The 24,099-nt window shown below is 74.3% G+C and carries 20 protein-coding genes and 1 pseudogene; 7 read left to right on the forward strand and 14 right to left on the reverse strand.

The features are described from left to right. Window positions 1-28: 28 nt before the first annotated feature. From ACIBEC_RS06685 to ACIBEC_RS06715, 7 genes are all read right to left on the reverse strand, one after another. The gene (locus ACIBEC_RS06685) at window positions 29-1,819 is read right to left on the reverse strand and encodes an ABC transporter family substrate-binding protein (protein ID WP_360499907.1); all 1,791 of its coding nucleotides are present in this window, start codon (window positions 1,817-1,819) and stop codon (window positions 29-31) included. Between the two features lie 174 nt (window positions 1,820-1,993). Continuing rightward, on the reverse strand, window positions 1,994-4,603 hold the full coding sequence (locus tag ACIBEC_RS06690) for a SpoIIE family protein phosphatase (protein WP_396287767.1): 2,610 nt from the start codon (window positions 4,601-4,603) through the stop codon (window positions 1,994-1,996). Between the two features lie 239 nt (window positions 4,604-4,842). Beyond that, the gene (locus ACIBEC_RS06695) at window positions 4,843-7,587 is read right to left on the reverse strand and encodes a SpoIIE family protein phosphatase (RefSeq protein ID WP_360499905.1); all 2,745 of its coding nucleotides are present in this window, start codon (window positions 7,585-7,587) and stop codon (window positions 4,843-4,845) included. Window positions 7,588-7,726: 139 nt separating this feature from the next. Further along, on the reverse strand, window positions 7,727-8,200 hold the full coding sequence (locus ACIBEC_RS06700; RefSeq protein ID WP_360499903.1) for an NUDIX domain-containing protein: 474 nt from the start codon (window positions 8,198-8,200) through the stop codon (window positions 7,727-7,729). Between the two features lie 18 nt (window positions 8,201-8,218). Next, entirely contained in the window at window positions 8,219-8,431 is a 213-nt protein-coding gene (locus ACIBEC_RS06705) for an SPOR domain-containing protein (RefSeq protein WP_360499901.1), read from the reverse strand. Between the two features lie 189 nt (window positions 8,432-8,620). Further along, entirely contained in the window at window positions 8,621-10,147 is a 1,527-nt protein-coding gene (locus tag ACIBEC_RS06710) for a DUF4190 domain-containing protein (RefSeq protein WP_360499899.1), read from the reverse strand. 147 nt (window positions 10,148-10,294) lie between these two features. Beyond that, on the reverse strand, window positions 10,295-11,113 hold the full coding sequence (locus ACIBEC_RS06715) for a methyltransferase domain-containing protein (RefSeq protein ID WP_360499897.1): 819 nt from the start codon (window positions 11,111-11,113) through the stop codon (window positions 10,295-10,297). A gap of 166 nt (window positions 11,114-11,279) precedes the next feature. Here ACIBEC_RS06715 and ACIBEC_RS06720 point away from each other — a divergent pair. Further along, a pseudogene (locus tag ACIBEC_RS06720) lies at window positions 11,280-12,421 on the forward strand (dihydrofolate reductase family protein). A gap of 86 nt (window positions 12,422-12,507) precedes the next feature. Here ACIBEC_RS06720 and ychF read toward each other — a convergent pair. Then, complete coding sequence (ychF, locus tag ACIBEC_RS06725) at window positions 12,508-13,581, reverse strand: redox-regulated ATPase YchF (protein ID WP_360499749.1); 1,074 nt, start codon at window positions 13,579-13,581, stop codon at window positions 12,508-12,510. 84 nt (window positions 13,582-13,665) lie between these two features. Continuing rightward, window positions 13,666-14,055, reverse strand: a complete 390-nt coding sequence (locus tag ACIBEC_RS06730) for a glyoxalase (RefSeq protein WP_360499748.1) — start codon at window positions 14,053-14,055, stop codon at window positions 13,666-13,668. 164 nt (window positions 14,056-14,219) lie between these two features. Between ACIBEC_RS06730 and ACIBEC_RS06735 the strand changes: the two genes are divergently transcribed. Next, window positions 14,220-14,834 (forward strand): DUF6542 domain-containing protein, encoded by a 615-nt coding sequence (locus ACIBEC_RS06735; protein WP_360499747.1) that lies wholly within the window; start codon window positions 14,220-14,222, stop codon window positions 14,832-14,834. Window positions 14,835-14,863: 29 nt separating this feature from the next. On the opposite strand, the gene ppgK is transcribed toward ACIBEC_RS06735, so the two are convergent. Then, complete coding sequence (gene ppgK / locus ACIBEC_RS06740; protein ID WP_360499745.1) at window positions 14,864-15,610, reverse strand: polyphosphate--glucose phosphotransferase; 747 nt, start codon at window positions 15,608-15,610, stop codon at window positions 14,864-14,866. Between the two features lie 161 nt (window positions 15,611-15,771). Next, window positions 15,772-16,746 carry a 4-hydroxy-3-methylbut-2-enyl diphosphate reductase gene (locus ACIBEC_RS06745; protein ID WP_360506570.1) on the reverse strand — a complete coding sequence of 325 codons (975 nt, stop codon included), beginning with the start codon at window positions 16,744-16,746 and terminating at the stop codon, window positions 15,772-15,774. A gap of 109 nt (window positions 16,747-16,855) precedes the next feature. On the opposite strand from ACIBEC_RS06745, the gene ACIBEC_RS06750 reads away from it, so the two are divergent. The 4 genes from ACIBEC_RS06750 (at window position 16,856) to ACIBEC_RS06765 (ending at window position 20,481) form a co-directional block, all read left to right on the forward strand. After that, window positions 16,856-18,211, forward strand: a complete 1,356-nt coding sequence (locus ACIBEC_RS06750; protein WP_360506567.1) for an APC family permease — start codon at window positions 16,856-16,858, stop codon at window positions 18,209-18,211. Window positions 18,212-18,221: 10 nt separating this feature from the next. Continuing rightward, window positions 18,222-19,451: an exodeoxyribonuclease VII large subunit gene (gene xseA, locus ACIBEC_RS06755; RefSeq protein ID WP_360506564.1), complete on the forward strand. Its 1,230-nt coding sequence runs from the start codon at window positions 18,222-18,224 to the stop codon at window positions 19,449-19,451. A gap of 32 nt (window positions 19,452-19,483) precedes the next feature. Beyond that, on the forward strand, window positions 19,484-19,750 hold the full coding sequence (locus ACIBEC_RS06760; RefSeq protein WP_360506561.1) for an exodeoxyribonuclease VII small subunit: 267 nt from the start codon (window positions 19,484-19,486) through the stop codon (window positions 19,748-19,750). A 128-nt stretch (window positions 19,751-19,878) separates the two neighbouring features. Continuing rightward, complete coding sequence (locus ACIBEC_RS06765) at window positions 19,879-20,481, forward strand: malonic semialdehyde reductase (RefSeq protein ID WP_360506559.1); 603 nt, start codon at window positions 19,879-19,881, stop codon at window positions 20,479-20,481. 71 nt (window positions 20,482-20,552) lie between these two features. Here ACIBEC_RS06765 and ACIBEC_RS06770 read toward each other — a convergent pair whose 3' ends face one another. Next, window positions 20,553-21,089, reverse strand: a complete 537-nt coding sequence (locus ACIBEC_RS06770) for a DUF4245 domain-containing protein (RefSeq protein WP_360506556.1) — start codon at window positions 21,087-21,089, stop codon at window positions 20,553-20,555. A 214-nt stretch (window positions 21,090-21,303) separates the two neighbouring features. On the opposite strand from ACIBEC_RS06770, the gene glpX reads away from it, so the two are divergent. Continuing rightward, window positions 21,304-22,344, forward strand: coding sequence for a class II fructose-bisphosphatase (gene glpX / locus ACIBEC_RS06775; RefSeq protein ID WP_360506553.1), 1,041 nt, complete (start codon window positions 21,304-21,306; stop codon window positions 22,342-22,344). Window positions 22,345-22,492: 148 nt separating this feature from the next. Here the strand turns inward: glpX and ACIBEC_RS06780 are convergent, their stop codons facing one another. Beyond that, window positions 22,493-22,870, reverse strand: a complete 378-nt coding sequence (locus tag ACIBEC_RS06780) for a WhiB family transcriptional regulator (protein WP_360506580.1) — start codon at window positions 22,868-22,870, stop codon at window positions 22,493-22,495. Between the two features lie 320 nt (window positions 22,871-23,190). Then, window positions 23,191-23,802 carry a DUF1707 domain-containing protein gene (locus ACIBEC_RS06785; protein ID WP_360506550.1) on the reverse strand — a complete coding sequence of 204 codons (612 nt, stop codon included), beginning with the start codon at window positions 23,800-23,802 and terminating at the stop codon, window positions 23,191-23,193. Between the last annotated feature and the right edge of the window lie 297 nt (window positions 23,803-24,099).

Genomic DNA, 24,099 nt, shown 5'->3' on the forward strand with positions numbered 1-24,099 from the left:
GTCACACACTGTTCACCCTCCGGCAGCCCTACGGGACCCGGATCCACCCCACGTCCTGGAAGCGCGGCCAGCCGAAGCCGAAGGCTCCCGCGCCCGCCACGCCCTCCCGGACGCCGACCAGGTCGGGGCGCTGGTACAGCGGCACCGAGTGCCCGAGCTGCCAGATCCGTACGTCCGCCTCCTGCAGCAGGTCCAGCCGGGCCGCCGGGTCCAGTTCGGCCGAGGCCCGGTCGAACAGCCGGTCGATCTCCTCGGTGCCGCTGCGGCCGTAGTTGGTGCCGGGGTCGAGCGCGCCGTCGGGATCGGGCCGGGGTTTGGCGTAGGCGGGGCGCTGCTCGCTCGCCGGACTGGGGCCGGCCGGCCAGGAGAACAGCGCGAGGTCGTAGTCCCCGGCGGCCAGACGGTCCCGGACGAAGGTCTCGGCGGGCACCGTCACCGGCTTCAGGGCGATCCCGGACTCCGCGAGGTCGGCGGTGAGCGCGTCGGCGGTGCGCCTGGCGGTGGCCGAGCCGGCCGGGACGAGCAGGGTGAGGGCGAGCTCCTTGCCGCCCTTGGTCCGGGTGCCCCGGCCGGCGGGCCGTTTCCAGCCCGCCCCGTCCAGCAGCCGGGCCGCGTCCGCCGGGCCGGCCGCCGCACTGTTGTCGCGGTAGCCCTCCTGGTCTGCGGCGAGCAGGTGGCTGCCGAGCGGCGCGGCGGGCAGGCCGAGCGGGGTGAGCGCGGCGTCGGCGATCCGCCGCCGGTCGACGGCGCGGCCGAGGGCGCGGCGCACGGCCGGGTCGGTGAGCGGACCGCGGGCGGCGTTGACGGTGAGCTGGGTGAGCGAGGCAGCGGCCGCCCGGTGCACGGTGACGCCGGGCAGCGACTCGGCGCGCCGCAGCGCCGTCGCCGCCGCCTCGGGTGCCGCGGCGGGCGGAGCCGCCGCCGAGGTGGACCCGGTGGGCGCCGGCACCGCCCGGTCCACCGCCGCGGTGAGCGGGGCGATGTCCAGCCGGTCCTGGTCGAGCGCGTCCAGCCGCTGCTCGGGCGGGGCGGCGAAGAAGTCGATCCGGTCGGCCTTCGGCGCGTCCCCCCACCAGAGCGGGTTGCGCGTCACGGTGACCTGCCCGCCCTCGGCGTCGTACCGGGAGACGGTGTACGGCCCGGCGCTCGGGTGGCCGCCGCCGGTCAGCGCCCGGTTGAAGGCGTCCGGCGTGCCCGTCTCGGCCGCCGGGTAGAGCGGCCCGAACAGCGAACGCCACTCGGCGTACGGCCGCCGGAAGGTGACCCGCACCTCGTACGGGTCGGTGCCCCGGGCGACCGAGTCGACGGCGTCGTACCCGGCCGGGTGCCCGCCCCGGTAGGCGGGGTTGAGGCCGGAGAGGGCGGCCCGCTGGGCGGCGAGGTCGGCGGCCGACAGCGGGGTGCCGTCGCTCCAGACGGCGTGCGGGTTGAGCCGGTAGGTGACCACCTGCGGCTGCTGCCCGGGCGGCGTGGACTCCGCGCTCGTCAGGTAGTCCGGGTCGGGTTCGAGCCGGCCGTGCCCGTCGGGGCGGAACAGCGAGGGGTACAGCGCGTGGGCGAGCAGCGCCGAGTCGGCGGTCGCCGCGCCCTGGTAGACGTTCAGCGTGGCCGGGACGCCGTCCACCGCCCAGCGCAGCGTGCCGCCGTCCCGGACGGCGGAGCGGTCGGCGGGCCGGACGTCCCCGGTGGTGGCGGTGGGGTCGGCCGAGGACGGCGCGGGGGCCGGGGTGCGGGTGGGGGCGGGGTCGTCGGAGCAGCCGCCGAGACCGGCGGCGAGCAGCAGCGCGGCGGCTGCGGCGGTGAGCTGGCGGACGCGCATGGCGGCCATCGAACGCCGCCCGTCCGGCCCGGCCCGCACCGACACGGCGGGCCGGGGGCGACTGCACCCTTATGGCCCAACCCGTGCGGCCCAACCCGTGCGGCCCGACCGGTACGGCCCGACGGGTGCGGCCGACCCCTGCGACCGGGCCGGCCCGGTCGACTTCCGGGGCGGCTACAGCGCCAGCTCGAACCAGACGATCTTGCCCTTCGGCGTGCGCCGGCTGCCCCAGCGCTCGGCCAGCAGGCTGACCAGCTGCAGGCCGCGCCCGCCCTCGTCGGTCTCCTGGGCGCGCCGCTGCCGGGGCTGGGCGTAGCCGTCGTCCCAGACCTCGCAGACCAGACCGCGCTCGCGCAGCAGCCGCAGCCGGATCTCCCCGCGCCCGTGCTTGAGCGCGTTGGTGACCAGCTCGCTGACCAGCAGCTCGGTGGTGTCGACCAGCTCGTCCAGTCCCCGGGCCAGCAGCCAGCTGCAGGCCAGCTCGCGGGCCTTGGCAACGGAGGTGGGCTCGGGCGGCAGGTACCAGTTGCCGACGGCGTCCTCGGGGAACGCGTGCACCTTGGCCATCAGCAGGGCGATGTCGTCCTCGCCGTGGTGCGGGTTGAGCTCGCCGAGCACGTGGTCGCAGAGGTCCTCCAGGCCCTTGCCCTCGGCGGAGAGCGCCGTACGGAAGGCGCGCAGGCCCTCGTCCAGCTGGTGCTTGCGGCTCTCCACCAGGCCGTCGGTGTACAGGCCGAGGACGGAGCCGTCCGGGAGTTCGAACTCGACTTCCTCGAAGGGCTCGCCGCCGACGCCGAGCGGCAGTCCGGGCGGCACGTCGAGCATCCGGGCGCCCTCTCCGGGGCTGAGCAGCACCGGCGGCAGGTGGCCGGCGTTGGCGATCCAGCAGCGCCGACTGACGGCGTCGAAGACCGCGTAGACGCAGGTCGCCAGGTAGACCTCGCGGGCCTCCTCGTCGGCGGTCGAGGTGAGCCGCCCGTACGGGGTGGGCGGTCCGGCCGGCACGGAGTCGTCACCGAGGCCGCGGGCGATCTCGTCGAGGGCGGTGAGCACCTCGCCCGGCTCCAGGTCGAGCATGGCCAGGGTGCGGACGGCGGTGCGCAGCTGGCCCATGGCGACGGCGGCGCGCAGGCCGCGGCCCATCACGTCGCCGATGACCAGCGCGGTGCGGTTGCCGGGCAGCGGGATGACGTCGAACCAGTCGCCGCCGACCTCGGTGTTGTTGTTGCTGGGCAGATAGCGGCAGGCGATCTCCAGGCCGCTGGCGGCGGGGTTGCCCGGGGGCAGCAGGCTGCGCTGGAGGATCAGCGCCCGCTCGTGCTCGCGGCGGTAGAGCCGGGCGTTGTCGATGCAGACGGCGGCGCGGGCGACGAGCTCTTCGGCGATCGCGACGTCGCGGGCGTCGAAGGGCTCGCTGCCGATCGCCCGGGAGAGCTGGACGAGGCCGAGCACCTGGTCGCGGGCGACCAGCGGGACGATCAGGGTGGAGCGCATCAGCGGGTCGGGGCCGGGCTCGGGGACGACGCTGCGGCCGGTGCGCAGCGCCCGGGCGTGCGGGGAGCGGCGCGGGTAACAGAGGGTGCCGCCGGCCTCGGCGATGGGCAGGCCGGTGACCGAGCCGAGCACCGAGGAGGCGCCGCCGACCACGCTGGAGACGGCGACCCGGCGCAGTTCGCCGCTGCCGTCGGTGAGCACGGTGTCGCCGAGCCGGCCGGCGCTGGGGACGGTCTCGCCGGAGAGCAGCGCGGTGTAGAGGTCGACGGTGGCGAGGTCGCAGAACGGCGGGACGACGACGTCCAGCAGTTCCTTGGCGGTGGTCTCCAGATCGAGCGTGGAGCCGATGTGCGCGCTGGCCTCGTTGAGCAGGGCGAGGTTGCGGCGCACGCCGTCGGCCTCGCGCTCGGCGACGTGCCGGCTCGTGACGTCGGAGACCTGCCCCGCCACGCCCATCGGCTGCCCGGCGGCGCCGTTGAGGCGGTACAGGGAGACGGCCCAGAGCCGGTTGCCCTCGCGGGTCGGGACGGCGCCGTGGAAGCGCAGGTCGAAGACGGGCTCGCCGGTGGCGAGGACCTTGCGCAGGGCGGCGCTGAGCCGGTCGGCCTCGGACGGCGGGAAGAGGTCGTGCGGGGTGAGTCCCTCGAGGTCGGTGGGGACCAGGCCCATGCCGGAGGCGAAGGAGTCGTTGACCCGCTGCAGGCGCAGCCGGCCGTCGAACAGCACGAAGCCGGTGGGGGTCTGTCCGAAGACGGCCTCGGAGGCGGCGAGGTCGGTCTCGATCCGGCGCAGCCGTCCGAGGTCGACGGCCAGGCAGGTGGCGCCCGCGGTGGGCAGGGCGCTGTCGGGCATCAGGTAGAGCTCGGCGAGGCCCTCGCCGCCGTCGGCGTCCCGGTAGGGGGTGGTGCCGACCCACTCCTCGCCGGCCAGGGTGCGCTCCAGCCGGGTGCGGCCGCGCTGCCAGAGCTCGCGGGGGACGAAGGTGGCGATCGGGTCGGCGCCGACGGCGTCGGCGGCCGGGACGCCGAAGAACTCGGCGGCGCGTTCGCTCCACTGGCTGATCCGCCCGTCCGGGCCGATCGCGAAGGTCGCGACCCGGATGTAGTCGTAGATCGAGCCAGGGTCGCCGACGCCCCATGGTTGGGCCTCGGCGACGGGGTGGGCGCCGCGGCTCGCGATCTCACCCTCCGGCGGGGCCGCCGGTACGGGCAGGTGCAACGAGCCGGCCTGCCCGGGTACAGCGGCATGACCGCTGCTGCTCGGCGCGTTCCGCGCCGGAGTGCTGTTCAACGGACCGACCCCTCCAACCCGCGACCGTCCGGATGTCGAGAAGACCGAGTATTCATCATCGAGGGGTACGTTCACACGCCCTCAACATCACAACATCAGATCGGGCGAAGGTTTTTGTCCTACCGCCCGCGCCACCACAATGCCACGCTCGCGCCCCCTGCCGGGGCGCGCGCTCCCCCAGGCCCCCCGATGGCATATGCGGCACCGCTCTCCTGGCGTTTCGTCCGGCGGTCGTCGAGTCACGACTCGTCGAGCTCATTACCCGGCAGCGCCTGCTCGAACCAGACCACCTTGCCGATGCCCTCGGCCCGGGCGCCCCAGCGCAGCGCCAGCCGGCGGACCAGCTCCAGGCCCCGGCCGCCCTCGTCGGCCTCGGCCGCGTGCCGCTCCCGGGGCGGGTCGGGCAGCGGGTCGGAGATCTCGACCAGCAGCGTCTCGCCGAGCGTCAGCCGTACCCCGATGGGGGCGCTGGCGTACCGGACGGCGTTCGTGACCAGCTCGCTGACCAGCAGCTCGGCGGTGTCGGTGAGCGCCTCGACGCCCCACTCGGTGAGCGTGGCGCGGACCAGCCGGCGGGCCCGGGAGACGGCGGTGGGCTCGGCCGGCAGCGTCCAGCCGGCCGTCGGGGTGCCGGCCTGGCCGTGCCCCAGCCGGGCCAGCAGCAGCGCGACGTCGTCCGGCTCGCGGCCCTGCTCCATGGTGTCGAGCACCGCCTCGCAGGCGGCCTGGATGGAGGCGTGCGGCTCCTGGAGGACAGTGACCAGCCGGCCGAGGCCGACGTCCAGGTCCTTGTCCCGGGACTCGACCAGGCCGTCGGTGCACAGCGCGAGCAGGCTGCCCTCGGGGATCTTCAGTTCGACCGATTCGAACGGGACTCCGCCCACCCCGAGCGGGGCGCCGGAGGGCAGGTCGAGGATCCGGCCGGCGCCGCCGGGCAGCGGGCCGCCGGTACGGGTCGGCTCATCGCTCTCCTGACCCGGCACCACCAGCACCGGTGGGATGTGCCCGGCCTTGGCGACGGTCAGCCGGGCCGTCGCCGGGTCGAAGACCGCGTAGACGCAGGTGGCGAGCAGCGCCTCGTCCGGGCCCTGGGCGAGGTCGTCGGCCAGTTCGTGGACGTGCCGCAGCAGGACGTCCGGCGGCAGGTCGAGGGCGGCCAGCACCCGGACGGCGGTGCGCAGTCGGCCCATGGTGGCGGCGGCCCGCAGTCCGTGGCCCATCACGTCGCCGACCACCAGCGCGGTGCGGTCGCCGGGCAGCGGGATGACGTCGAACCAGTCACCGCCGACCTCGGTGCCGCTGCTGCCGGGCACGTACCGGTAGGCGACCTCGACGCCGGTGGGCTGCGGGACCTGCTGCGGGAGCAGGGTGCGCTGGAGGGTGAGCGCGGCGGTGCGCTCGCGGGCGTAGAGGCGGGCGTTGTCGAGCGAGCTGCCGGCCCGGTCGGCGAGTTCGACGGTGAAGGCCAGGTCGTCCCGGTCGAAGCCCTCGCGGTAGCCGGCCCGGCTGACCAGCAGCAGGCCGATCACGATGCCGCGGGCGCGCAGCGGGACGACCAGCATCGAGTGCACGCCGAGGTCCCGGCCGGCCTGCATCTTCGGGTCGCCGGGGTAGGTGACGTCGTCCAGCTGGTCGGCGCCGGAGAGCAGTTCGGGCACGCCGGTGCGCAGCACCCGGCCGCAGGCGGAGTCCTCGGCGAAGGTGATCCGGGCGCCGCGGCGCAGCATCACGTCGACCTCGGGGCCGTCCTGGACGGAGGCGGTGCCGAGCTGGAGGAGCGAGGTGCGCCGGTCGTGGCCGTGCCGGGGGAGGTCGTCACCGTGCGCGACGGCCTGGAGCAGGATCACCGCCGAGTGGTCGGTGAGCCGGGGGACGACCGAGCCGGCCAGCTCCTGGGCGATCCGGGAGGCGTCCAGCAGGTCGCCGACCCGGGAGCCGAACTCGTTGAGCAGCGAGAGCCGGCGGCGGGCGTGCTCGACCTTGGCGACCGCCCGGTAGCGCTCGGTCACATCCATCACGGTGCCGGAGATGCCGAGCACCCGGCCGGAGCGGTCGGTCATCCGGCTGTAGGAGATCGAGCGGTAGCCGGCCCGGGTGGTGACCGGGGAGGCGAGGGTGACGTCGATGACGGACTCGCCGGTGGCCAGCACCTGGCGCTGGATGGCGGTGATCTCGTCGGCGGCCCGCTCGGGCAGGGTCTCGCCGGTGGTGCGGCCCACGTGGTCCTCCAGGGCGACGCCGTTCATCTCGGCGAGGGTCTGGTTGACGGCGGTGTAGCGCAGGTCGGTGTCCAGGATGGCGATGCCCAGCGGGGACTGCTCGAACAGTGCGTCACGGACCGCGAGATCGCGCTCGACAGCCCGTACGGCCGCCGACTCGGCCATGCTGACCTGGAGGAAGGGGGAGCCGTCGCCGTCCACCAGGAGGGAGATCCGGGTGTCCACGGCGACCGGCTCGCCGTCGCGGTCGCGCAGCTCCGCGTAGCCGGCCCAGCGGCCGTGCCGCAGGGTGTCCTGGATCGCGGCCCGGATCCGGACGACCTGGTCCTGGTCGGGGATCAGCTCGTCGATCCGCCGGCCGACCAGCAGCTCGTTCGGCCAGCCGAGCAGTTCCTCGGCGGCGGGGCTCCAGAGCACCACCCGGCCCGCCGTGTCGAGGATCGCGATGGCGACCTTGAGCATGTCGAGCAGGCTGCCCTCGGCCGGGGCGCCGGGGCCGTTCGGGGCGTCAGCCGGCCCGCCGGGGAACGGCCGGCCGGGGCGGCTGCGCAGGCCGGACCGGTCGCCCGGTTCGGGGAGGGCCAGGGTCGGCGCGGGCTGGGCGGGCCGCTCGGTGTCCGGGGCGGCGACGGTACCGCGGCGTCGGCCGGCCGACGGCTGGGGGGCGGTCGGACGGGCGGCGCGGCGCAGTCGGGCGCGCGCGGCGGCGCTGCCCGCGGTTGCTACCCGCCGCTCTCCCCCGCCGCCGTTCCCGGTACTCGACACCGAGGGGGCCTCCGGCTCTGGTCGGGATCGGCGTCGCCGGCTGGGGGCGGCTCACCGATGGTGACGAATAGTGCCGAAAAGTGACATACCCAGCACAACCCAGGCTATCCCGGTCGCTGGGTCGTCTTGTCCGATTGACCTACCCGGCGGACTGCGCGTCGCCCGCCGCTCCCGGGCCGGTGAGCAGCCGGGCAACGTACGGCAGCACGTCCCGGTCGTGGTCGATCCAGTCGACCGCGTCCAACTCGTCCGGGCCCAACCAGCGCAGCGCGTCGTGGTCCTGCAGCGCGCGCGGCTCACCGGCCAGCAGCTCGGCGGCCCAGAAGCGCAACTCCAGGCCGGGGCGCACGGCCCACGCGCCGGGCAGCCGGGACAGCGCGCGCGCCCGGACCCCGAGCTCCTCCAGCAGCTCGCGCTCCAGCGCCTGCGCCTCCGTCTCGCCGGGCTCGGCCTTCCCGCCGGGGAACTCCCACCGCCCGGCCACCGCCTCGGGCGCGCTGCGCCGGGCCGCGAGCACCCGGCCGTCGTGGACCAGCGCGCCGCCGACCACGATCCGGGGCGCGGCAGGGAGGTCGGCCGGGCCCGCGGGGTGGGTGGCGTGCGTGGCGTCCATGGCCCCGACCTTACGGCCTCAGGCGTTCCGGGGTCCGCCGTTCCCGCTCTCGGCCGGCTCCGCCGCCTCGGCCGCTTCCGTCGCTCCAAGCGCCTCGACCCAGTACAGCTGCTTGTGGCCGCGGGCCTCGAACTCGGCGGCCAGCCGCTGCGCCTCGGCGCGGTCCAGGTCCCCGGCGACCACGAAGCGGTTGCCGTTGTCGTCCTGCCGCATCACCCGATAGGTGCCCATGACGGGAGGGTATCCGGCGCTCCGCCGGGCGTCAGGCCCCCGGGTCCGCCCCGGAGTCGGTCACGGCGGACGCCGTCGTGCCCCCGGCTCGCGTGGGGGTCGGGCCGGGGGCACACCCGCGACGCTACGCGCGGTTCGCTACCGGCAGGTACGGCCGTTGTTAACGGCCGGTAACCGCACCCCAGCGACTCAGACCCGCAGGTCGGGCACCTGCTCGCCGGTGGACAGGCCCAACGCGCGGCGGATGTCCACGGACACCGGCACCGTCTTGGCCACCAGCGCCCTGGCCCGGCGGATGTCACCCTCCGGGTCGTTGCCGGAGGCCGCGGTGTCCCAGGCCGCGGCCGCCTGCGACTGGGCCTCGACCAGCTTGGCGATCTTCGGCCGGACGTCGGCCGGCCAGTCCGTCGTCGGCGCGCCGAGCGCGGCGGCCTCGGCGCGGGAGGCGGCGGCCATCGTGCGGGCCCAGCTCCGGTAGTCGGCCTCGGCGTCGGAGACGTCCTTCTTCGGCTGGTCCAGGTAGGCGTCGTTGAAGCCCCGGAGCGCCTCCAGATAGGCCAGCTGAGGCGCGGTCAGGCTGCGCCGGTCGGTGCGGACGGTGCCCCGGTGCTGGTCGTGGCGGTCCTCGAACGCGCAGGTCGCGTACCGCTCGCCGGACGCCCAGTTGCTCGCGGTCGGGTAGAGGTAGACGTCGTCCATGCCGGCCGGGACGGCCCACTGGTCGAGCGCGTAGTCGTCCAGCACCTTGCGGCACAGCGTGGCGGCCGACTCCCGGACCTCGCTCTCGCCCGGGTAGGGGCCGTTGCTCGCGGGGAACTTGGCGGTGCCGGCCACCTCGCCGTGGTGCGGGTCGGAGCAGGCCACCCGGCGCACCCAGTACACCGTCTCGTCGCCGTCGCCCTCGGCCACCGATCCCCCGTCGGGGGAGCTGTAGCAGTCGCCGGCCTTGAGGGTGGACCAGTGGACGGAGCCGGCCGGGGCCTTCGGGGCCTGGGCGAACCGGCCGCCGTTCGCGCCGCTGAAGTCCCCCGCGCCCAGCAGCAGCGAGAGCAGCACCGTGCCGATCGCGCCGAGCACCACCCCGGTCACCGCCATACCGAAGCCGCGCTCCTTGCGGCGGTTGATCTGGACCAGCGCCACGATGCCGAACACCAGGGCCAGCGGCGCCACCAGGACCAGGCCGGTCACCAGGGAGCCGACCGCGAAGCCGTTGGTGGCGGCGGGGCCGGGAAACTGCGGGTACGGGTGCCCGGGGCCGGAGAGCTGCGGGGACGGGTGGCCGGGCTGCAGGCCGGGCCGGAAGCCCGACTGGGCGGAGGGCGTGACGGAGGCCCAGCCTCCGGCGGGCAGCGGGTGCGGCGGCTGGGGCGGGGCGGCCGACGGCAGGGGCCCGGCCTGCGGGGGCGTGACGGCAGGCGCGGCGGGCGCGGCGGGCGCGGCGGAGAAGTCGGGCGCGGCCCAGGGGTCGGCGGAGGACACGGGTGCGGGTGCGGCGGGCGCGGCCGGGACCGGCTCGGGTGCCGCCACCGGCTCGGGCTCGGCGTCGGCCGGAGTGGTGGCCGCGGGCTCGTCGGCCTCCTTGCGGAAGTCCACCCGGGGATCCTGGCCCGTCGCCGGTGCCGCCCCGGCCTCGCCGGTGTCCGCCCCCGCGTCCGCCCCGGTCCGCGCGGGCGGCTCCGTCTCCGGGGCGGGCAGCTCGGACTGAGGCTTGGACACGTGGACTCCCCCAACCCGCGGGGCGGGCATCGGCTCGGCGTTCGGCACCATGGCTCGGACCCGAACGGGCCGGATGTGAACGGTCGCGCGACTTTACCCGATCTTTTCGAACGCCCGCCCGCCCCGGCCGGGGCCCCGTCCGGCCGCTCAGCCGCGGGCCAGGACCTCGCCGTGCAGCATCGAGAACCAGCCGTCCCCGGCGGCGCTCCACTCCCGCCAGCCGGCCGCGATCCGCTCCGGTTCGCCCCGCTCCGCGTAGCCCCGCTCGACCACCGTCCGGCCCAGCGCGGTGCCGGTCACCCGGTCCGCCCACATCCCGCCCCACCAGGCGCGCTGCTCGGGCGTCGCGTACGTCCAGGTGGTGGCGCTCGCGGTGACCTCCGCGAAGCCGGCCGCGCGGGCCCAGGACAGCAGCCGCCGGCCGGCGTCCGGCTCGCCGCCGTTGGCACGGGCGGTCCGCCGGTACAGCTCCAGCCACCGGTCCAGCGCCGGCACCTCGGGGAACCAGGTCATCGAGGCGTAGTCGACGTCCCGGGCCGCGACCACGCCGCCGGGGGCCGCCACCCGCCGCATCTCCCGCAGCGCGGCCACCGGGTCGGCCACGTGCTGCAGCACCTGGTGGGCGTGCACCACGTCGAACTCGCCGTCCCGGTAGGGCAGTCGGTGCACGTCGGCGCGTTCGAAGACGACGTTGGACAGCCCGCGCCCGGCCACGTACGCGGCGGCCTGCTCCAGCACCTCGGCGGAGGTGTCCACGGCCACCACCCGGCCGTCCGGGCCGACCAGCGCGGCCAGGTCGGCGGTGATCGTGCCGGGCCCGCAGCCGATGTCCAACAGGGCCTGCCCGGGACGCAGTTCGGGCAGCAGGTAGGCGGCCGAGTCGGCGGCGGTACGGGAGCGGTGCGAGCGCAGCACCGCCTCCTGGTGGCCGTGGGTGTAGACGGCGGAGGGCTGCGGTCCGGACATGGGATCCCCCTGGGGTGTGGTCGGCTTTCCGTTCTCCTCGACGTCCTCGACGCTACTCCGCGTCCCGCATGTCGAGAAGGTCCGTCTCACATGTCGACCATGCGGCATCCCGGCCGCACCCGCCCGCCGTACCGTGGAGGCGCCCCCGACAGAACGGTTCCCGCCCATGCCCGGCCAGCGCCCCTTCGTCCTGCTGAGCGCCGCCGTCTCGCTCGACGGCCACCTCGACGACGCCTCCCCCGACCGGCTGCTGCTCTCCAACGCCGCGGACTTCGACCGGGTGGACGAGGAGCGCGCCGCCGCCGACGCGATCCTGGTCGGCGGCAACACCCTGCGCGCCGACAACCCGCGCCTGCTGGTCAACGACCCCGGCCGCCGGGCCGCCCGACTGGCCGCGGGCCGGCCCGAGTACCCGCTGAAGGTGACCCTCAGCGCGAGCGGCGACCTCGACGCCGGTCTGCGGTTCTGGCACACCGGCGGCACCAAGCTCGCCTACACCACGGACGCCGGGGCGGCGGCGCTGCGCCCCCGGCTGGACGGGCTGGCCGAGGTGGTCGCGCTCGGCGGCGCGGTGGACCTCGGCGCGGTGCTGGACGACCTGGGCGCGCGCGGAGTGCGCCGGCTGATGGTCGAGGGCGGCGGGGGCGTGCACACCCAGTTCCTGGCCGGGGGCCTCGCGGACGAGCTGCAGCTGGCCGTCGCCCCGCTGCTGGTCGGCCAGGCCGAGGCGCCCAGGTTCGTCCGCCCGGCCGCCTTCCCGGGCGGCCCGGCCCGGCGGATGCGCCTGCTGGAGGCACGTACCGTGGGCGACGTCGTCCTGCTCAGGTACGCCCCGAAGGAGCCCGCGCCGTGAACCGCCCCGCGACCACCGACCTCGACCACCTGCGCCGGGCCGTCGAACTCTCCCGCCAGTGCCCGCCGTCCGAGACGGCCTTCTCGGTCGGCGCGGTGATCGTCGGCGCCGACGGCCGGGTGCTGGCGGAGGGCTACAGCCGGGAGGCGGACGCCCACGACCACGCCGAGGAGGCCGCCCTGGCCAAACTCCCGGTCGGCGACCCCCGGCTGCGCGGGGCGACCGTCTACAGCTCGCTGGAGCCCTGCGGGCAGCGCGCCTCGCGGCCGGTACCGTGCGCCCGGCTGCTCATCGCGGCGGGCGTGCCCCGGGTCGTGGTCGCCTGGCGCGAGCCGGACCTGTTCGTCACCGACTGCCAGGGCACCGCCCTGCTGGAGGCGGCCGGGGTCGAGGTGGTCGAGCTGCCGGAGCTGGCCGAGGACGCCCGCGCGGTCAACGCCCACCTGCTCGGCTGAAATGAGGAGAGGGTCGGACTCCATGGAGTCCGACCCTCTCCGGCCTGCCCACCCACCAAGTCAGGTGACATGCAGTAGCGGCATGATCACACGTTGAAGCGGAACTCCACCACGTCGCCGTCCTGCATGACGTAGTCCTTGCCCTCGATGCGGGCCTTGCCCTTGGAGCGGGCCTCGGCGATGGAGCCGGTCTCGACCAGGTCTGCGAAGGAGATCACCTCGGCCTTGATGAAGCCCTTCTGGAAGTCGGTGTGGATGACACCGGCGGCCTCGGGGGCGGTGGCGCCCTTCTTGATGGTCCAGGCCCGAGTCTCCTTGGGGCCGGCCGTCAGGTAGGTCTGCAGGCCGAGGGTGTCGAAGCCGACCCGGGCGAGGGTGGCCAGACCGGGCTCCTCCTGGCCCATCGACTGGAGGAGCTCCAGGGCCTCGGCGTCGTCGAGCTCGATCAGCTCGGACTCGATCTTGGCGCTCAGGAAGATCGCCTCGGCCGGGGCGACCAGCTCGCGCTGGGCGTTCTTGAAGTCCTCGTCGGCCAGCTCGTCCTCGTCCACGTTGAAGACGTAGAGGAAGGGCTTGGCGGTCAGCAAGTGCAGGTCGCGGATCGGGGTGGTGTCGAAGCCGGCCTCGAAGAGCGTCTTGCCGGTCTCCAGGACCGCCTGCGCGGCCTCGGCGGCGGCCAGCACCGGGGCGGTGTCCTTCTTGAGGCGCGCCTCCTTCTGCAGCCGCGGCAGGACCTTCTCGACGGTCTGGAGGTCGGCCAGGATCAGCTCGGTGTGGATGGTCTCGATGTCATCCTTGGGCGACACCTTGCCGTCCACGTGCACCACGTCCGGGTCGGTGAAGGCGCGCACGACCTGGCAGATCGCGTCCGACTCACGGATGTTGGCGAGGAACTTGTTGCCCAGGCCCTCGCCCTCGCTGGCGCCACGCACGATGCCGGCGATGTCGACGAAGTCGACGGTGGCCGGGAGGATGCGCTGCGAGCCGAAGATCTCGGCGAGCTTGGCCAGCCGCGCGTCCGGGACGCCGACCACGCCGACGTTCGGCTCGATGGTGGCGAACGGGTAGTTGGCCGCCAGCACGTCGTTCTTGGTCAGGGCGTTGAACAGGGTCGACTTGCCGACGTTCGGCAGACCGACGATTCCGATCGTGAGCGACATGAAGCGCAGTCCCGGGGGCTTGGAGGAGTTGGGTCGGCACCGTACGGGCCGACCCCCAAGTCTACGGGCAGCGCCCGCGCTGCCTCACGCCTCGGTCGCCGCCGCCCGGGGCTCCAGGAACTCCAGCCGGTTGCCCAGGTTGTCGGCGGCGTGGAAGCGCCGGTGGCCGGGCAGGTTGTCGTCCCAGAGCACCTCGTGGCCGTGCGCGGTGAGGCGCTCGGCCAGCGCGTCCAGCGAACCCACCAGGATGCCGGGGTGCCCCTTGCGGGACGGACGGAAGTCCGGGGTCACACCCAGGTGCACCTCGACCCCGCCGCCGCGGAACCAGCAGCCGCCGCGGGCGGCCAGCACCGGGGGCTTCTCCAGCTCGGCCATGCCGAGCACGCCGGACCAGAACGCGCGGCACTCGCCCTCGGCTCCGGCCGGGATGTCGAGCTGGACGTGGTCGAGTCGTTCGAACGTGAAATCGGCCATGCGGAGCCCCCGTGTCATCACCTGACGAACATGCCGTGTCGACTCGGCCGGGCAGATCAGCCCACTTGAGCGACGATCACATGACTACGCCACCCGGAGACACGGGACAAGCCCTGAACGGTCCATTACACAGTGTGGCGATGATCGGACCGTACGTTGGGCAGGTGGAGCAGAGCATTCGAACCCAGCCGCCAGGGCCCAGACGCCGTCCGCCGAACGGCGCGGCCGCAGCCGCCGTCCCCGGTCCAGGCCGGGCTCCCGAGACCGCCGGGTCCGCCCCCGCCTCCCGCCTGCGCCCGGTGGCCGGCTCGGCCGGACCCGCCCGCCCGGCCGCCCCGCGGCTGCGCCTGCCGCTGCGCGGGCGCGGCGACGAGCAGCTGTACGGGCGGCGCCGGACCGGTCGGCCGACCCGACTGACGGCCATCGGCGCCGGCGTGGTCGCCGTCCTGGCCACGCTCGCGGTGGCGGGCCTGGACCGGCTGCTCTTCGACGACCTGAACTGGCTGTTCGGCCTCGGCTACCTGGTGGTCTGCTTCCAGCTGGCCGTCCGGGTCCGCTACGTCGACCTGCTGGCCGCGCCGATCAGCGGGCCGATCGCCTTCGCCCTGGCGCTGCTGCTGCTCGCGCCGGTCGGCTCCTCGGGCGTCACCGCCCAGGTGGTCTCGCTGGCGACCGGGCTCGCCCTGCGAGCCGGCTGGCTCTTCTCCGGCACCGGGCTCGCCGCGCTGATCGTGCTCGCCCGCTTCGTCGCCCAGCGCCGGATCCACCGCTCCCGCTGAGTCACGGCGGGGAGCACCGGGAGCGGGCCTCAGCCCGCCGCCATGGCGGCCGCCATGGCGGCGCCGACGATGCCCGCGTCGTTGCGCAACTCGGCCGGCACCACCCGCGCCTCGCGGTCCCTCAGTAGCGGCAGGAACTTCTCGTGCTTGCGGCTCACCCCGCCGCCGATCACGATCAGCTGCGGCGAGAACAGCATCTCCACCAGGTCCAGGTACTCGTCGACCCGCCCGGCCCACTGCTCCCAGTCCAGCCCGTGCCGCTCCTTGGCGGCCGAGGAGGCCCGGCGCTCGGCGTCCTTGCCGCGCAGTTCCAGGTGGCCCAGCTCGGTGTTGGGCACCAGTGCGCCGTCCACGAAGAGCGCGCTGCCGATGCCGGTGCCGAAGGTGAGGACCAGGACGACCCCCGGCTGCTCCCGGCCCGCGCCGTGCGTCAGCTCGGCGAGCCCGGCCGCGTCCGCGTCGTTGAGGACGGTGGTCGGCAGGTCCAGCGCCTCGCGGAACAGGCCCTCGGCGTCCACGCCGATCCAGCCCTTGTCCACATTGGCCGCGGTCCTGGTCCGGCCGCCGACCACCACGCCGGGGAAGGTCAGCCCGACCGGGCCCCGGTGGTCGAAGGCGCGGACCACCTCGCACACGGCGGCGACCACGGCCTCGGGGGCGGACGGCTGCGGGGTGAGCACCTTGTGCCGCTCCGCGGCGAGCACACCCCGGGCGAGGTCGACCGGTGCGCCCTTGATGCCCGAGCCGCCGATGTCCACGCCGAATACCGCCGTCATCACGTCCGCCCTCCGCCGTGGCCGCGGACCCGCTTGTCCACAGCCTGTGAACAAAACTACGAGAGGGCACCCGCGCCCGCACAGCAGAACCACACGACAGGAAGCCACACGACGGAAGGGCCGGTACCCCCGCGCGGGGGTACCGGCCCTTCCGGAGTTGGTCAGAGCTTGCCGGCCGCCTCGGCGCGCAGGTCACGGCGCAGTTCCTTGGGCAGCGAGAAGATCAGGTGCTCCTCGGCGGTCTTGACCGTCTCCACCGTGTCGTAACCGCGCGCGGCCAGGTACTCGAGCACGCCCTCGACCAGGATCTCCGGGACCGAGGCGCCGCTGGTCAGGCCGACGGTGCCGACGCCCTCCAGCCACTCCTCCCGGATCTCCTCGGCGAAGTCCACCAGGTGGGCGGCCTTGGCGCCGTACTCCAGGCCGACCTCGACCAGGCGGACCGAGTTGGAGGAGTTCTTGGAGCCGACCACGATCAGCAGGTCGGTCTCGGGGGCCATCTGCTTGACCGCGACCTGGCGGTTCTGGGTCGCGTAGCAGATGTCGTCGCTGGGCGGGCTGACCAGTGCCGGGAAGCGCTTCTTCAGCTCGCCGACGGTGGCCATGGTCTCGTCCACCGACAGGGTGGTCTGGGACAGCCAGACGACCCGGGACTCGTCCCGGACCTGCACGTTGGCGACGTCCTCGGCACCGTCCACCAGGTGGATCCGGTCCGGGGCCTCGCCCATGGTGCCGATGACCTCCTCGTGGCCCTCGTGGCCCACCAGCAGGATGTCGAAGCCCTCGTCGGCGAAGCGCACGGCCTCCTTGTGCACCTTGGTGACCAGCGGGCAGGTGGCGTCGACGGTGGCGAGCTTGCCGGCCCGCGCCTCGTCGTGGACGGACGGGGCGACGCCGTGCGCCGAGAAGACCACGATCGAGCCCTCGGGCACCTCCTCCGTCTCGTCGACGAAGATCGCGCCCTTCTTCTCCAGGGTCTGCACCACGTACTTGTTGTGGACGATCTGCTTGCGGACGTAGATGGGCGCCCCGTACTGCTCCAGGGCCTTCTCCACGGCGATCACGGCGCGGTCGACACCCGCGCAGTAGCCCCGGGGGGCGGCGAGCAGGACACGGCGCTGCGCGGTGTTGGACATGGCTCCATCGTACGGGCGGCTGCGGGCGGCGCCTGCCGCGGCCGCGAGCCGCGCCGACGGCGGGCATTTTCCATACCGACTCGCTCATAAGTGATCAAATGTGGTGTTTATGAGCTCTGTGAGCGATCAGGCGACGCCAAGCGGTCTGCGCCGCAGCCTGGGCATCCGCGATCTGATGGTCTACGGACTGCTGTTCATCGCCCCGATGGCCCCGGTCGGCGTGTTCGGCGTGCTGGACGCCAAGAGCCACGGGGCTGTCGCCACGGTCTACCTGGCCGCGACGGTGGCGATGGGCTTCACCGCCTTCTCGTACGCCCAGATGGTGCGCGCGGTGCCGCAGACCGGCTCGGTGTTCGCCTACGCGCGGGCCGGGCTGGGCGAGGGGCCGGGGTTCATCGCCGGGTGGATGGCGATGCTCGACTACCTGCTGATCCCGGCGGTGGCCTACCTGTTCTCCGGGATCGCGCTGCACTCGCTGGTGCCGGGCGTCTCGCGCTGGGTGTGGACGGCGATCGCGGTCGTGGTGACCACCGCGCTCAACCTGGTCGGGGTGCGGACGGCGGCGGTGGTCGGCTTCGCGGTGCTCGCGATGGAGATCGTGGTGCTGCTGGTGTTCATGGCGGCGGCCGTGGTGGCACTGGTCCAGAACGGCGCCCGGCGCGGCTGGGACACCCCGTTCACCGCCGTCGGCGACTTCTCGCTGACGGCCGTGATCTCGGCGGTGTCCGTCGCGGTGCTCTCCTACCTGGGCTTCGACGCGATCGCGACCTTCGTCGAGGAGGCGGTCGGCGCCTCGGCGGCGGTGGCCCGCGCGGTGCTTTGGTGCCTGGCACTGGCCGGGGTGCTATTCGTCGCGCAGACCTACCTGGCGGCGGTGCTGGAGCCGATGGGCCCCCAGCAGCTGGCCGCCGACCCGGCCGCGCAGGGCTCGGCCTTCTACGACACCGTGGAGAGCGGCATCGGGCACTGGCTGCACGTGCTGGTGGCAAGCAGCAAGGCGATCGGCGCGGCCTTCGCGGCCCTGGCCGGGCAGGCCGCGGCCGGGCGGCTGGTCTTCGCGATGGCCCGGGAGGGACGGCTGCCGCGCGTCCTCGGCTCGGTCGACCCGGCCAGTGCGGTGCCGCGCCGGGCACTGCTGGCGGCCGCCGTGATCACCATGGCGGCGGCGGTCTGGGCGGCGAACCGGAACGACGGGCTGGACCAGCTGACCTCCGTGGTGAACATGGGCGCGCTGACCGCCTTCGCGCTGCTGCACGCCTCGGTGATCGGCTGGTACACGGTGCGGCACGGCTCGCGGGACCGGCTGCGCCACCTGGTCGTCCCGCTGCTGGGGATCGCGGTGATCGGCGCGGTGGTCTACGAGGCCTCGACCACCGCGCAGCTCGTCGGACTGATCTGGCTCGCGGCCGGCCTGGTGGTGCTGGGCGTCCAGGGTTCCCCGGGACCTGTCGGCGGACGCCGCTAGCCTCGTACGCATGGCCAACACCAGCTCCCCCGAAGCCCCGCTCCCGGTCGGCAAGGTCTCCGCGCTGATCGGCGGCTGGATCGACCGGCTCGGCGCGGTGTGGGTGGAGGGGCAGATCACCCAGCTCAGCCGCCGGCCCGGGGCGGGCGTGGTGTTCCTCACCCTGCGCGACCCGCAGGCGGACGTGTCACTCACCGTGACCTGCTTCCGCTCGGTGTTCGACCAGGTCGCGGACGTCGTGCAGGAGGGTGCCCGGGTCGTCGTGCACGCCAAGCCGGAGTGGTACGCGGCGCGCGGGCAGCTGTCGCTGCGCGCCTCGGAGATCCGGCCGGTCGGGCTGGGCGAGCTGCTGGCCCGGCTGGAGCAGCTGAAGCGGCGGCTCGCCGGGGAGGGCCTGTTCGCGGCCGAGCGCAAGATGCCGCTGCCGTTCCTGCCGCAGTGCGTCGGGCTGGTCACCGGGCGTGGCTCGGCGGCCGAGCGGGACGTGCTGGAGAACGCCCGGCGGCGCTGGCCGGCCGTCCGCTTCGAGGTCCGCAACGTCCCGGTGCAGGGGGTCAGCGCGGTGGAGCGGGTGAGCGCGGCGGTGCGGGAGCTGGACGAGCACCCCGAGGTCGACGTGATCATCGTGGCCCGCGGCGGCGGCAGCGTGGAGGACCTGCTGCCGTTCTCGGACGAGGGGCTGGTGCGGCTGGTCGCGGCCGCCCGGACACCGGTGGTCAGCGCGATCGGGCACGAGCCGGACCAGCCACTGCTGGACTTCGTCGCCGACCTGCGCGCCTCCACCCCGACCGATGCCGCCAAACGGGTGGTTCCGGACGTCGGCGAGGAGCTGGCCAAGGTCCGCCAGCTGCGCGACCGCGCCCGGCGGCACGTGCTGGCCCGGGTCGAACGCGAGCAGCACGGGCTGGACGGGCTGCGCAGCCGCCCGTCGCTGGCCGCCCCGCACCGGATGCTGGACGGGCGCGGCCAGGAGGTGGAGGACTTGCTGGAGCGGGCCCGACGCACCCTGCGGCACCGGCTGGACCACGCCCAGAGCGACCTCGGGCACACCCTCGCCCGGGTGGTCGCGCTCTCCCCGGCGGCCACCCTGGAGCGCGGCTACGCGGTGCTCCAGCGGGCGGACGGCGCGGTGGTGACCGACCCGGCGCAGGTCGCGCCCGGTGAGGGGCTGCACGCCCGGGTGGCGGGCGGCAGTTTGAACGTCGTGGCGGCCGAGGCCGCCGGGGCCGAGGAAGGGTAGCGCTGTCCGTCCCACCGCCTACGCTGGCACGCATGGCAGAGCAGCAGGGACAGCAGGAGCAGCAGGACGCGGCGGCGCCGAACCCGGACGACGCGCTGGGCTACGAGCACGCCCGGGACGCGCTGCTGGAGGTCGTCCGGCAGCTGGAGAACGGCGGGACGTCGCTGGAGGAGTCGCTGGCCCTGTGGGAGCGCGGCGAGCAGCTGGCCAAGGTGTGCCAGCGGTGGCTGGACGGCGCCCGCGCCCGGCTGGACGCCGCGCTGGCCGCCGAGGAGGACGGGGCCCCGGGCGACCGGTGAGGAGGACCCCGGGAGTGACGCGGGTCACATCCACTTGGGGAATCGTTGAATATTCACCTATGTTGGATGGAGTGATCGGCCGCGGCCGGTCGCCCCGACGAACCCCCTCCCGCATGAGGTGCAGAAGCATGACCACCGACGCCCTGGTACTCGACGCCGCCGCTCAGGACCTGCTGTTCCGCGACGCCCGCACCGCGAACACCTTCACCGACGAGCCGGTCTCCGAGGAGCAGGTCCAGGCCATCCACGACCTGGTCAAGTACGGTCCGACCGCCTTCAACGGGCAGCCGCTGCGCGTCGTCCTGGTCCGCTCGGCCGAGGGCCGCGAGCGCCTCGTCCGGCACATGGCCGACGGCAACAAGGCCAAGACCTCGACCGCCCCGCTGGTCGCCATCCTGGCCGCGGACAACGAGTTCCACGAGGAGCTGCCGACCCAGCTCCCGCACTTCCCGCAGGCCAAGGACGTGTTCTTCGCCGAGCGCCCGGTCCGCGAGCAGTCCGCCCGCCTGAACGGCGCCCTGCAGGCCGCCTACTTCATCATCGGCGTGCGCGCCGCCGGCCTGGCCGCCGGCCCGATGACCGGCTTCGACGCCGAGGGCATCAACAAGGAGTTCTTCACCGACGGCGAGCACTCGGTGCTGGCTGTGGTCAACATCGGCAAGCCGGGCGACGAGGCCTGGTTCCCGCGTGCGCCGCGCCTGGAGTACGACCAGGTCGTCACCACGGTCTGACGCGCCGATGCGCGAGGGCCCCGCACCGGTTCGTCCGGTGCGGGGCCCTTCGGCGTTCCTGCGGGCCGGCGCTACTTGAGCGCCTGCGCCAGCTCGGCCAGTTCCTCGTAGGAGGCGGTGCCGGTGAGCAGGGTGGTCCCGGAGCCGGTCTGCGCTGTCAGCGCGCGGGCCTTCTCGCCCTGGACCCGGTCCCAGGTGCGGCCGGCCACGTCGGAGGTGCCGTCCGCCTTGCCGCCGGCGACCTTGTCGGCGACCAGCGAGTCGCGCGGCGCGTCGCTCTGCTCGACCGCCGCGTACTGGCCGGAGGGCGTCACGAAGCCCAGGTGCCAGGCGTTGCCCTTGCCGTTGTTCTGATCCGCCGGGCGGTAGCTGACCGAGGTGGCCCGCCACTTGTCGGACAGCCCGTCCGGGGAGAGCAGCGGGTAGGGCGCGGCGCGCTTGGCGGTGGCCGCGGCCACCTTGTACTCGACCACGTGCACCCCGTCGCCGTTGGCGTCGTGCGGGAGGAACAGGTACCCGATCCAGACGACGAAACCGACCGCCAGCATCGACAGGACCATGTCCCGTACGGTCTGGCGGCCCCTCATGCCCTTGCTGTCTGCAGCCACCCCCACATGGTGACTCATCCACATTCCGGTGCGGCCACCCGGGGTGCCCACGTACGGGTGAACCAGGACGAACCGGAGCTTTCGCCCCGGCAGGGCGACCCGCGCCACAGACAGTCATCTCGTGGGCAGATACGATCGCAGGACCCTCACCACGGCGTTCGACCAGGCAGTAGTCGGGCGCTTACTGGCCGTCGCGTACAGAGAGGTAACGACGATGACCGCGCAGTACCCGCACCACCTTCCCAGTGCCCTGGAGGTCGCGCCCGAGGCTCCGGACCGGAACCTCGCGCTCGAGCTCGTCCGGGTCACCGAGGCGGCCGCCATGGCCGCCGGCCGGTGGGTCGGCCGTGGCGACAAGAACGGCGCGGACGGCGCGGCCGTCAAGGCCATGCGCACCCTCGTCTCGACCGTCTCGATGAACGGCGTCGTCGTCATCGGCGAGGGCGAGAAGGACGAAGCCCCGATGCTCTACAACGGCGAGCGGGTCGGCGACGGCACCGGCGCCGAGTGCGACGTCGCCGTGGACCCGGTGGACGGCACCACCCTCACCGCCAAGGGCATGAACAACGCCGTGGCCGTGCTGGCGGTGGCCGACCGCGGCACCATGTTCGACCCCAGCGCCGTGTTCTACATGGACAAGCTGGTGGCCGGCCCGGAGGCCGCCGAGTTCGTCGACATCACCGCCCCGGCGGCGGTGAACATCCGCCGGGTCGCCAAGGCCAAGGGCAGCGCCGTCGAGGACGTCACCGTCGTCGTACTCGACCGCCCGCGCCACGACGGCCTGGTCCGGGAGATCCGCGAGGCGGGCGCCCGGATCAAGTTCATCTCCGACGGCGACGTGGCCGGGGCCATCATGGCCGCCCGCGAGGGCACCGGCGTCGACCTGCTGATGGGCATCGGCGGCACCCCGGAGGGCATCATCGCGGCCTGCGCGATGAAGTGCATGGGCGGCGTGATCCAGGGCCGGCTGTGGCCCAAGGACGACGCCGAGCGGCAGAAGGCCCTGGACGCCGGCCACGACCTGGACCGCGTGCTCACCACCGACGACCTGGTCAGCGGCGAGAACGTGTTCTTCGTCGCCACCGGCATCACCGACGGCGAGCTGCTGCGCGGTGTGCACTACCGCTCGGAGACCGCCACCACCAGCTCGCTGGTGATGCGCTCCAAGAGCGGCACGATCCGCGAGATCCACTCCACCCACAAGCTCTCGAAGCTGCGGGCCTACAGCGCGATCGACTTCGACCGCGCCAACTGACGCCCGGCGAACGGCGCGTCCTGCGGACAGCAGGCGGCGGCCCCGGCGGAATCCCCTTCCGCCGGGGCCGCGGCGCGTCCGGCCCCGGGCCGCCGGGCCCCCGGTGCCCGGTCCCGGGGTCTTCGACCCGCCGTCACCCCGCCATCCGTCACCCGGCTATCCGGCGCCCCGCGGACGCCGTCACCCGGCCCGTCTCGATCAGCTCCGCGTCCCGGCGGCGGCGCCGGGCCAGCACCACCCGCCGCTCGGCGGCCGTCAGCCCGCCCCAGACGCCGTACGGCTCCGGCTGGGCCAGCGCGTGCTCGCGGCACTCCAGCAGCACCGGGCAGCGGGCACAGACCTGCTTGGCCTGCTCCTCACGGGACAACCGGGCCGCCGTCGGCTCCTTGGACGGCGCGAAGAACAGCCCCGCCTCGTCCCGTCGGCACGCCGCACCGGTGTGCCAGGGATTGTCCTCACCCGCGGGGGCACCCGCCGGGCCGCCCGGGGGCTGCGGCTGCGGGCGGACGTCGGGGCGGCGCTCCAGCAGCTGCGCGGCGGCGACTGGCGAGGTGGTGCGGGACTCGATCGGATGCAGCACGGCCGTACTCCTGACGAGGCTCTCGGACACGGGGGAACCCTCGCTCCCCTGCCCGGCTGCGAGCCCCCGCTGTCCAACCCCCCGGAACGGCCGCTCGGCCGCCTCCGGTGCGCAGCCGTGCAAGAAGCGATGTGCGGAAGGAACTACCCCGCCCGGCCGCGATTCATGCACACTGCACGCAATCGACTACGGAGTGCACTGGCCGCAACGTCGAGCGCCCGACCGCGAGTTGATCCACGGCCGGGCGCGATGCTGGGCAACAGGGGCTAGTCGGTGCCGAGTTGGCGACGCGCCCACTCCTTGAGCTTCTTGCCCCGGCGCGGCTTGGCGGTGCAACCACCGAACAGCGCAAGGCCCTTGACCCGGACAACCGGAGCGTACGGGTCCGCCGCGGTCTGCTCACGGACGTCGAAACCGCCGAACAGACCGACCCCCGCACCCTGCAGGCTGACGTTCTCCGGCACCCGGACGTCGACCCCGCCGAACATCGCCATGACCACGATCTCCACCTCGGGGGACTCGAAGACGGCGTCGCTCAGGTCGATCTCCACCCCGCCGAACGCGGCGAAGGCCTTCAGGTGCGAACCCACCCGCCAGCGGCCCTTGCGGGACGCACCGCCGAAGATCGCCACCACCGCCGGCGACTCCTGCCGCGCGGGCGGCTGGGGCGTCGCGGCCGCCGCACCCAGCGGCTGCTTCTCGAAGGAGAGCGGGCGGGGCGACAGGTCCCGGGTCAGCGGCATCAGGTCGCCGAAGGTCTTGGCACCGTACGCGGCCTCGATGCGCTCCGCGTGCTCGTCCGCGTCCAGGCGGCCCTCGGCGTAGGCGTCCCGCAGCACTTCCGCGATCCGCTCGCGGTCGGCGTCCGAGACACGCATCTCCGCCTCCGCCACCGGCGCGTGCGACGGCTGCGGCGTGGCCTCGGGCCTTGCGTCAGGCTTGAGTTCAGGCTTGCTTTCACGCGCGGATCCCGGCTTGGGGTCCCGCTCGGGCTCCGGCTCGAGTTCGGACTTGGTCATCGGTACGGGCGCCGGCACCGGCTGCCCCGGATCGTCGTGCGACGGCGAGTTGTCCACGGGCCCAGCCTAGTCGCTCGCACTCCAGCCCGAGTGAGCCCGGTCACGCAAGGCTGACCTGTCCGCATGCCGACTCCGACCGGGTCCTACCCTGGATGG

This window comes from Kitasatospora sp. NPDC051164 (genome assembly GCF_044455625.1).
Taxonomy (GTDB): Bacteria; Actinomycetota; Actinomycetes; order Streptomycetales; family Streptomycetaceae; genus Kitasatospora.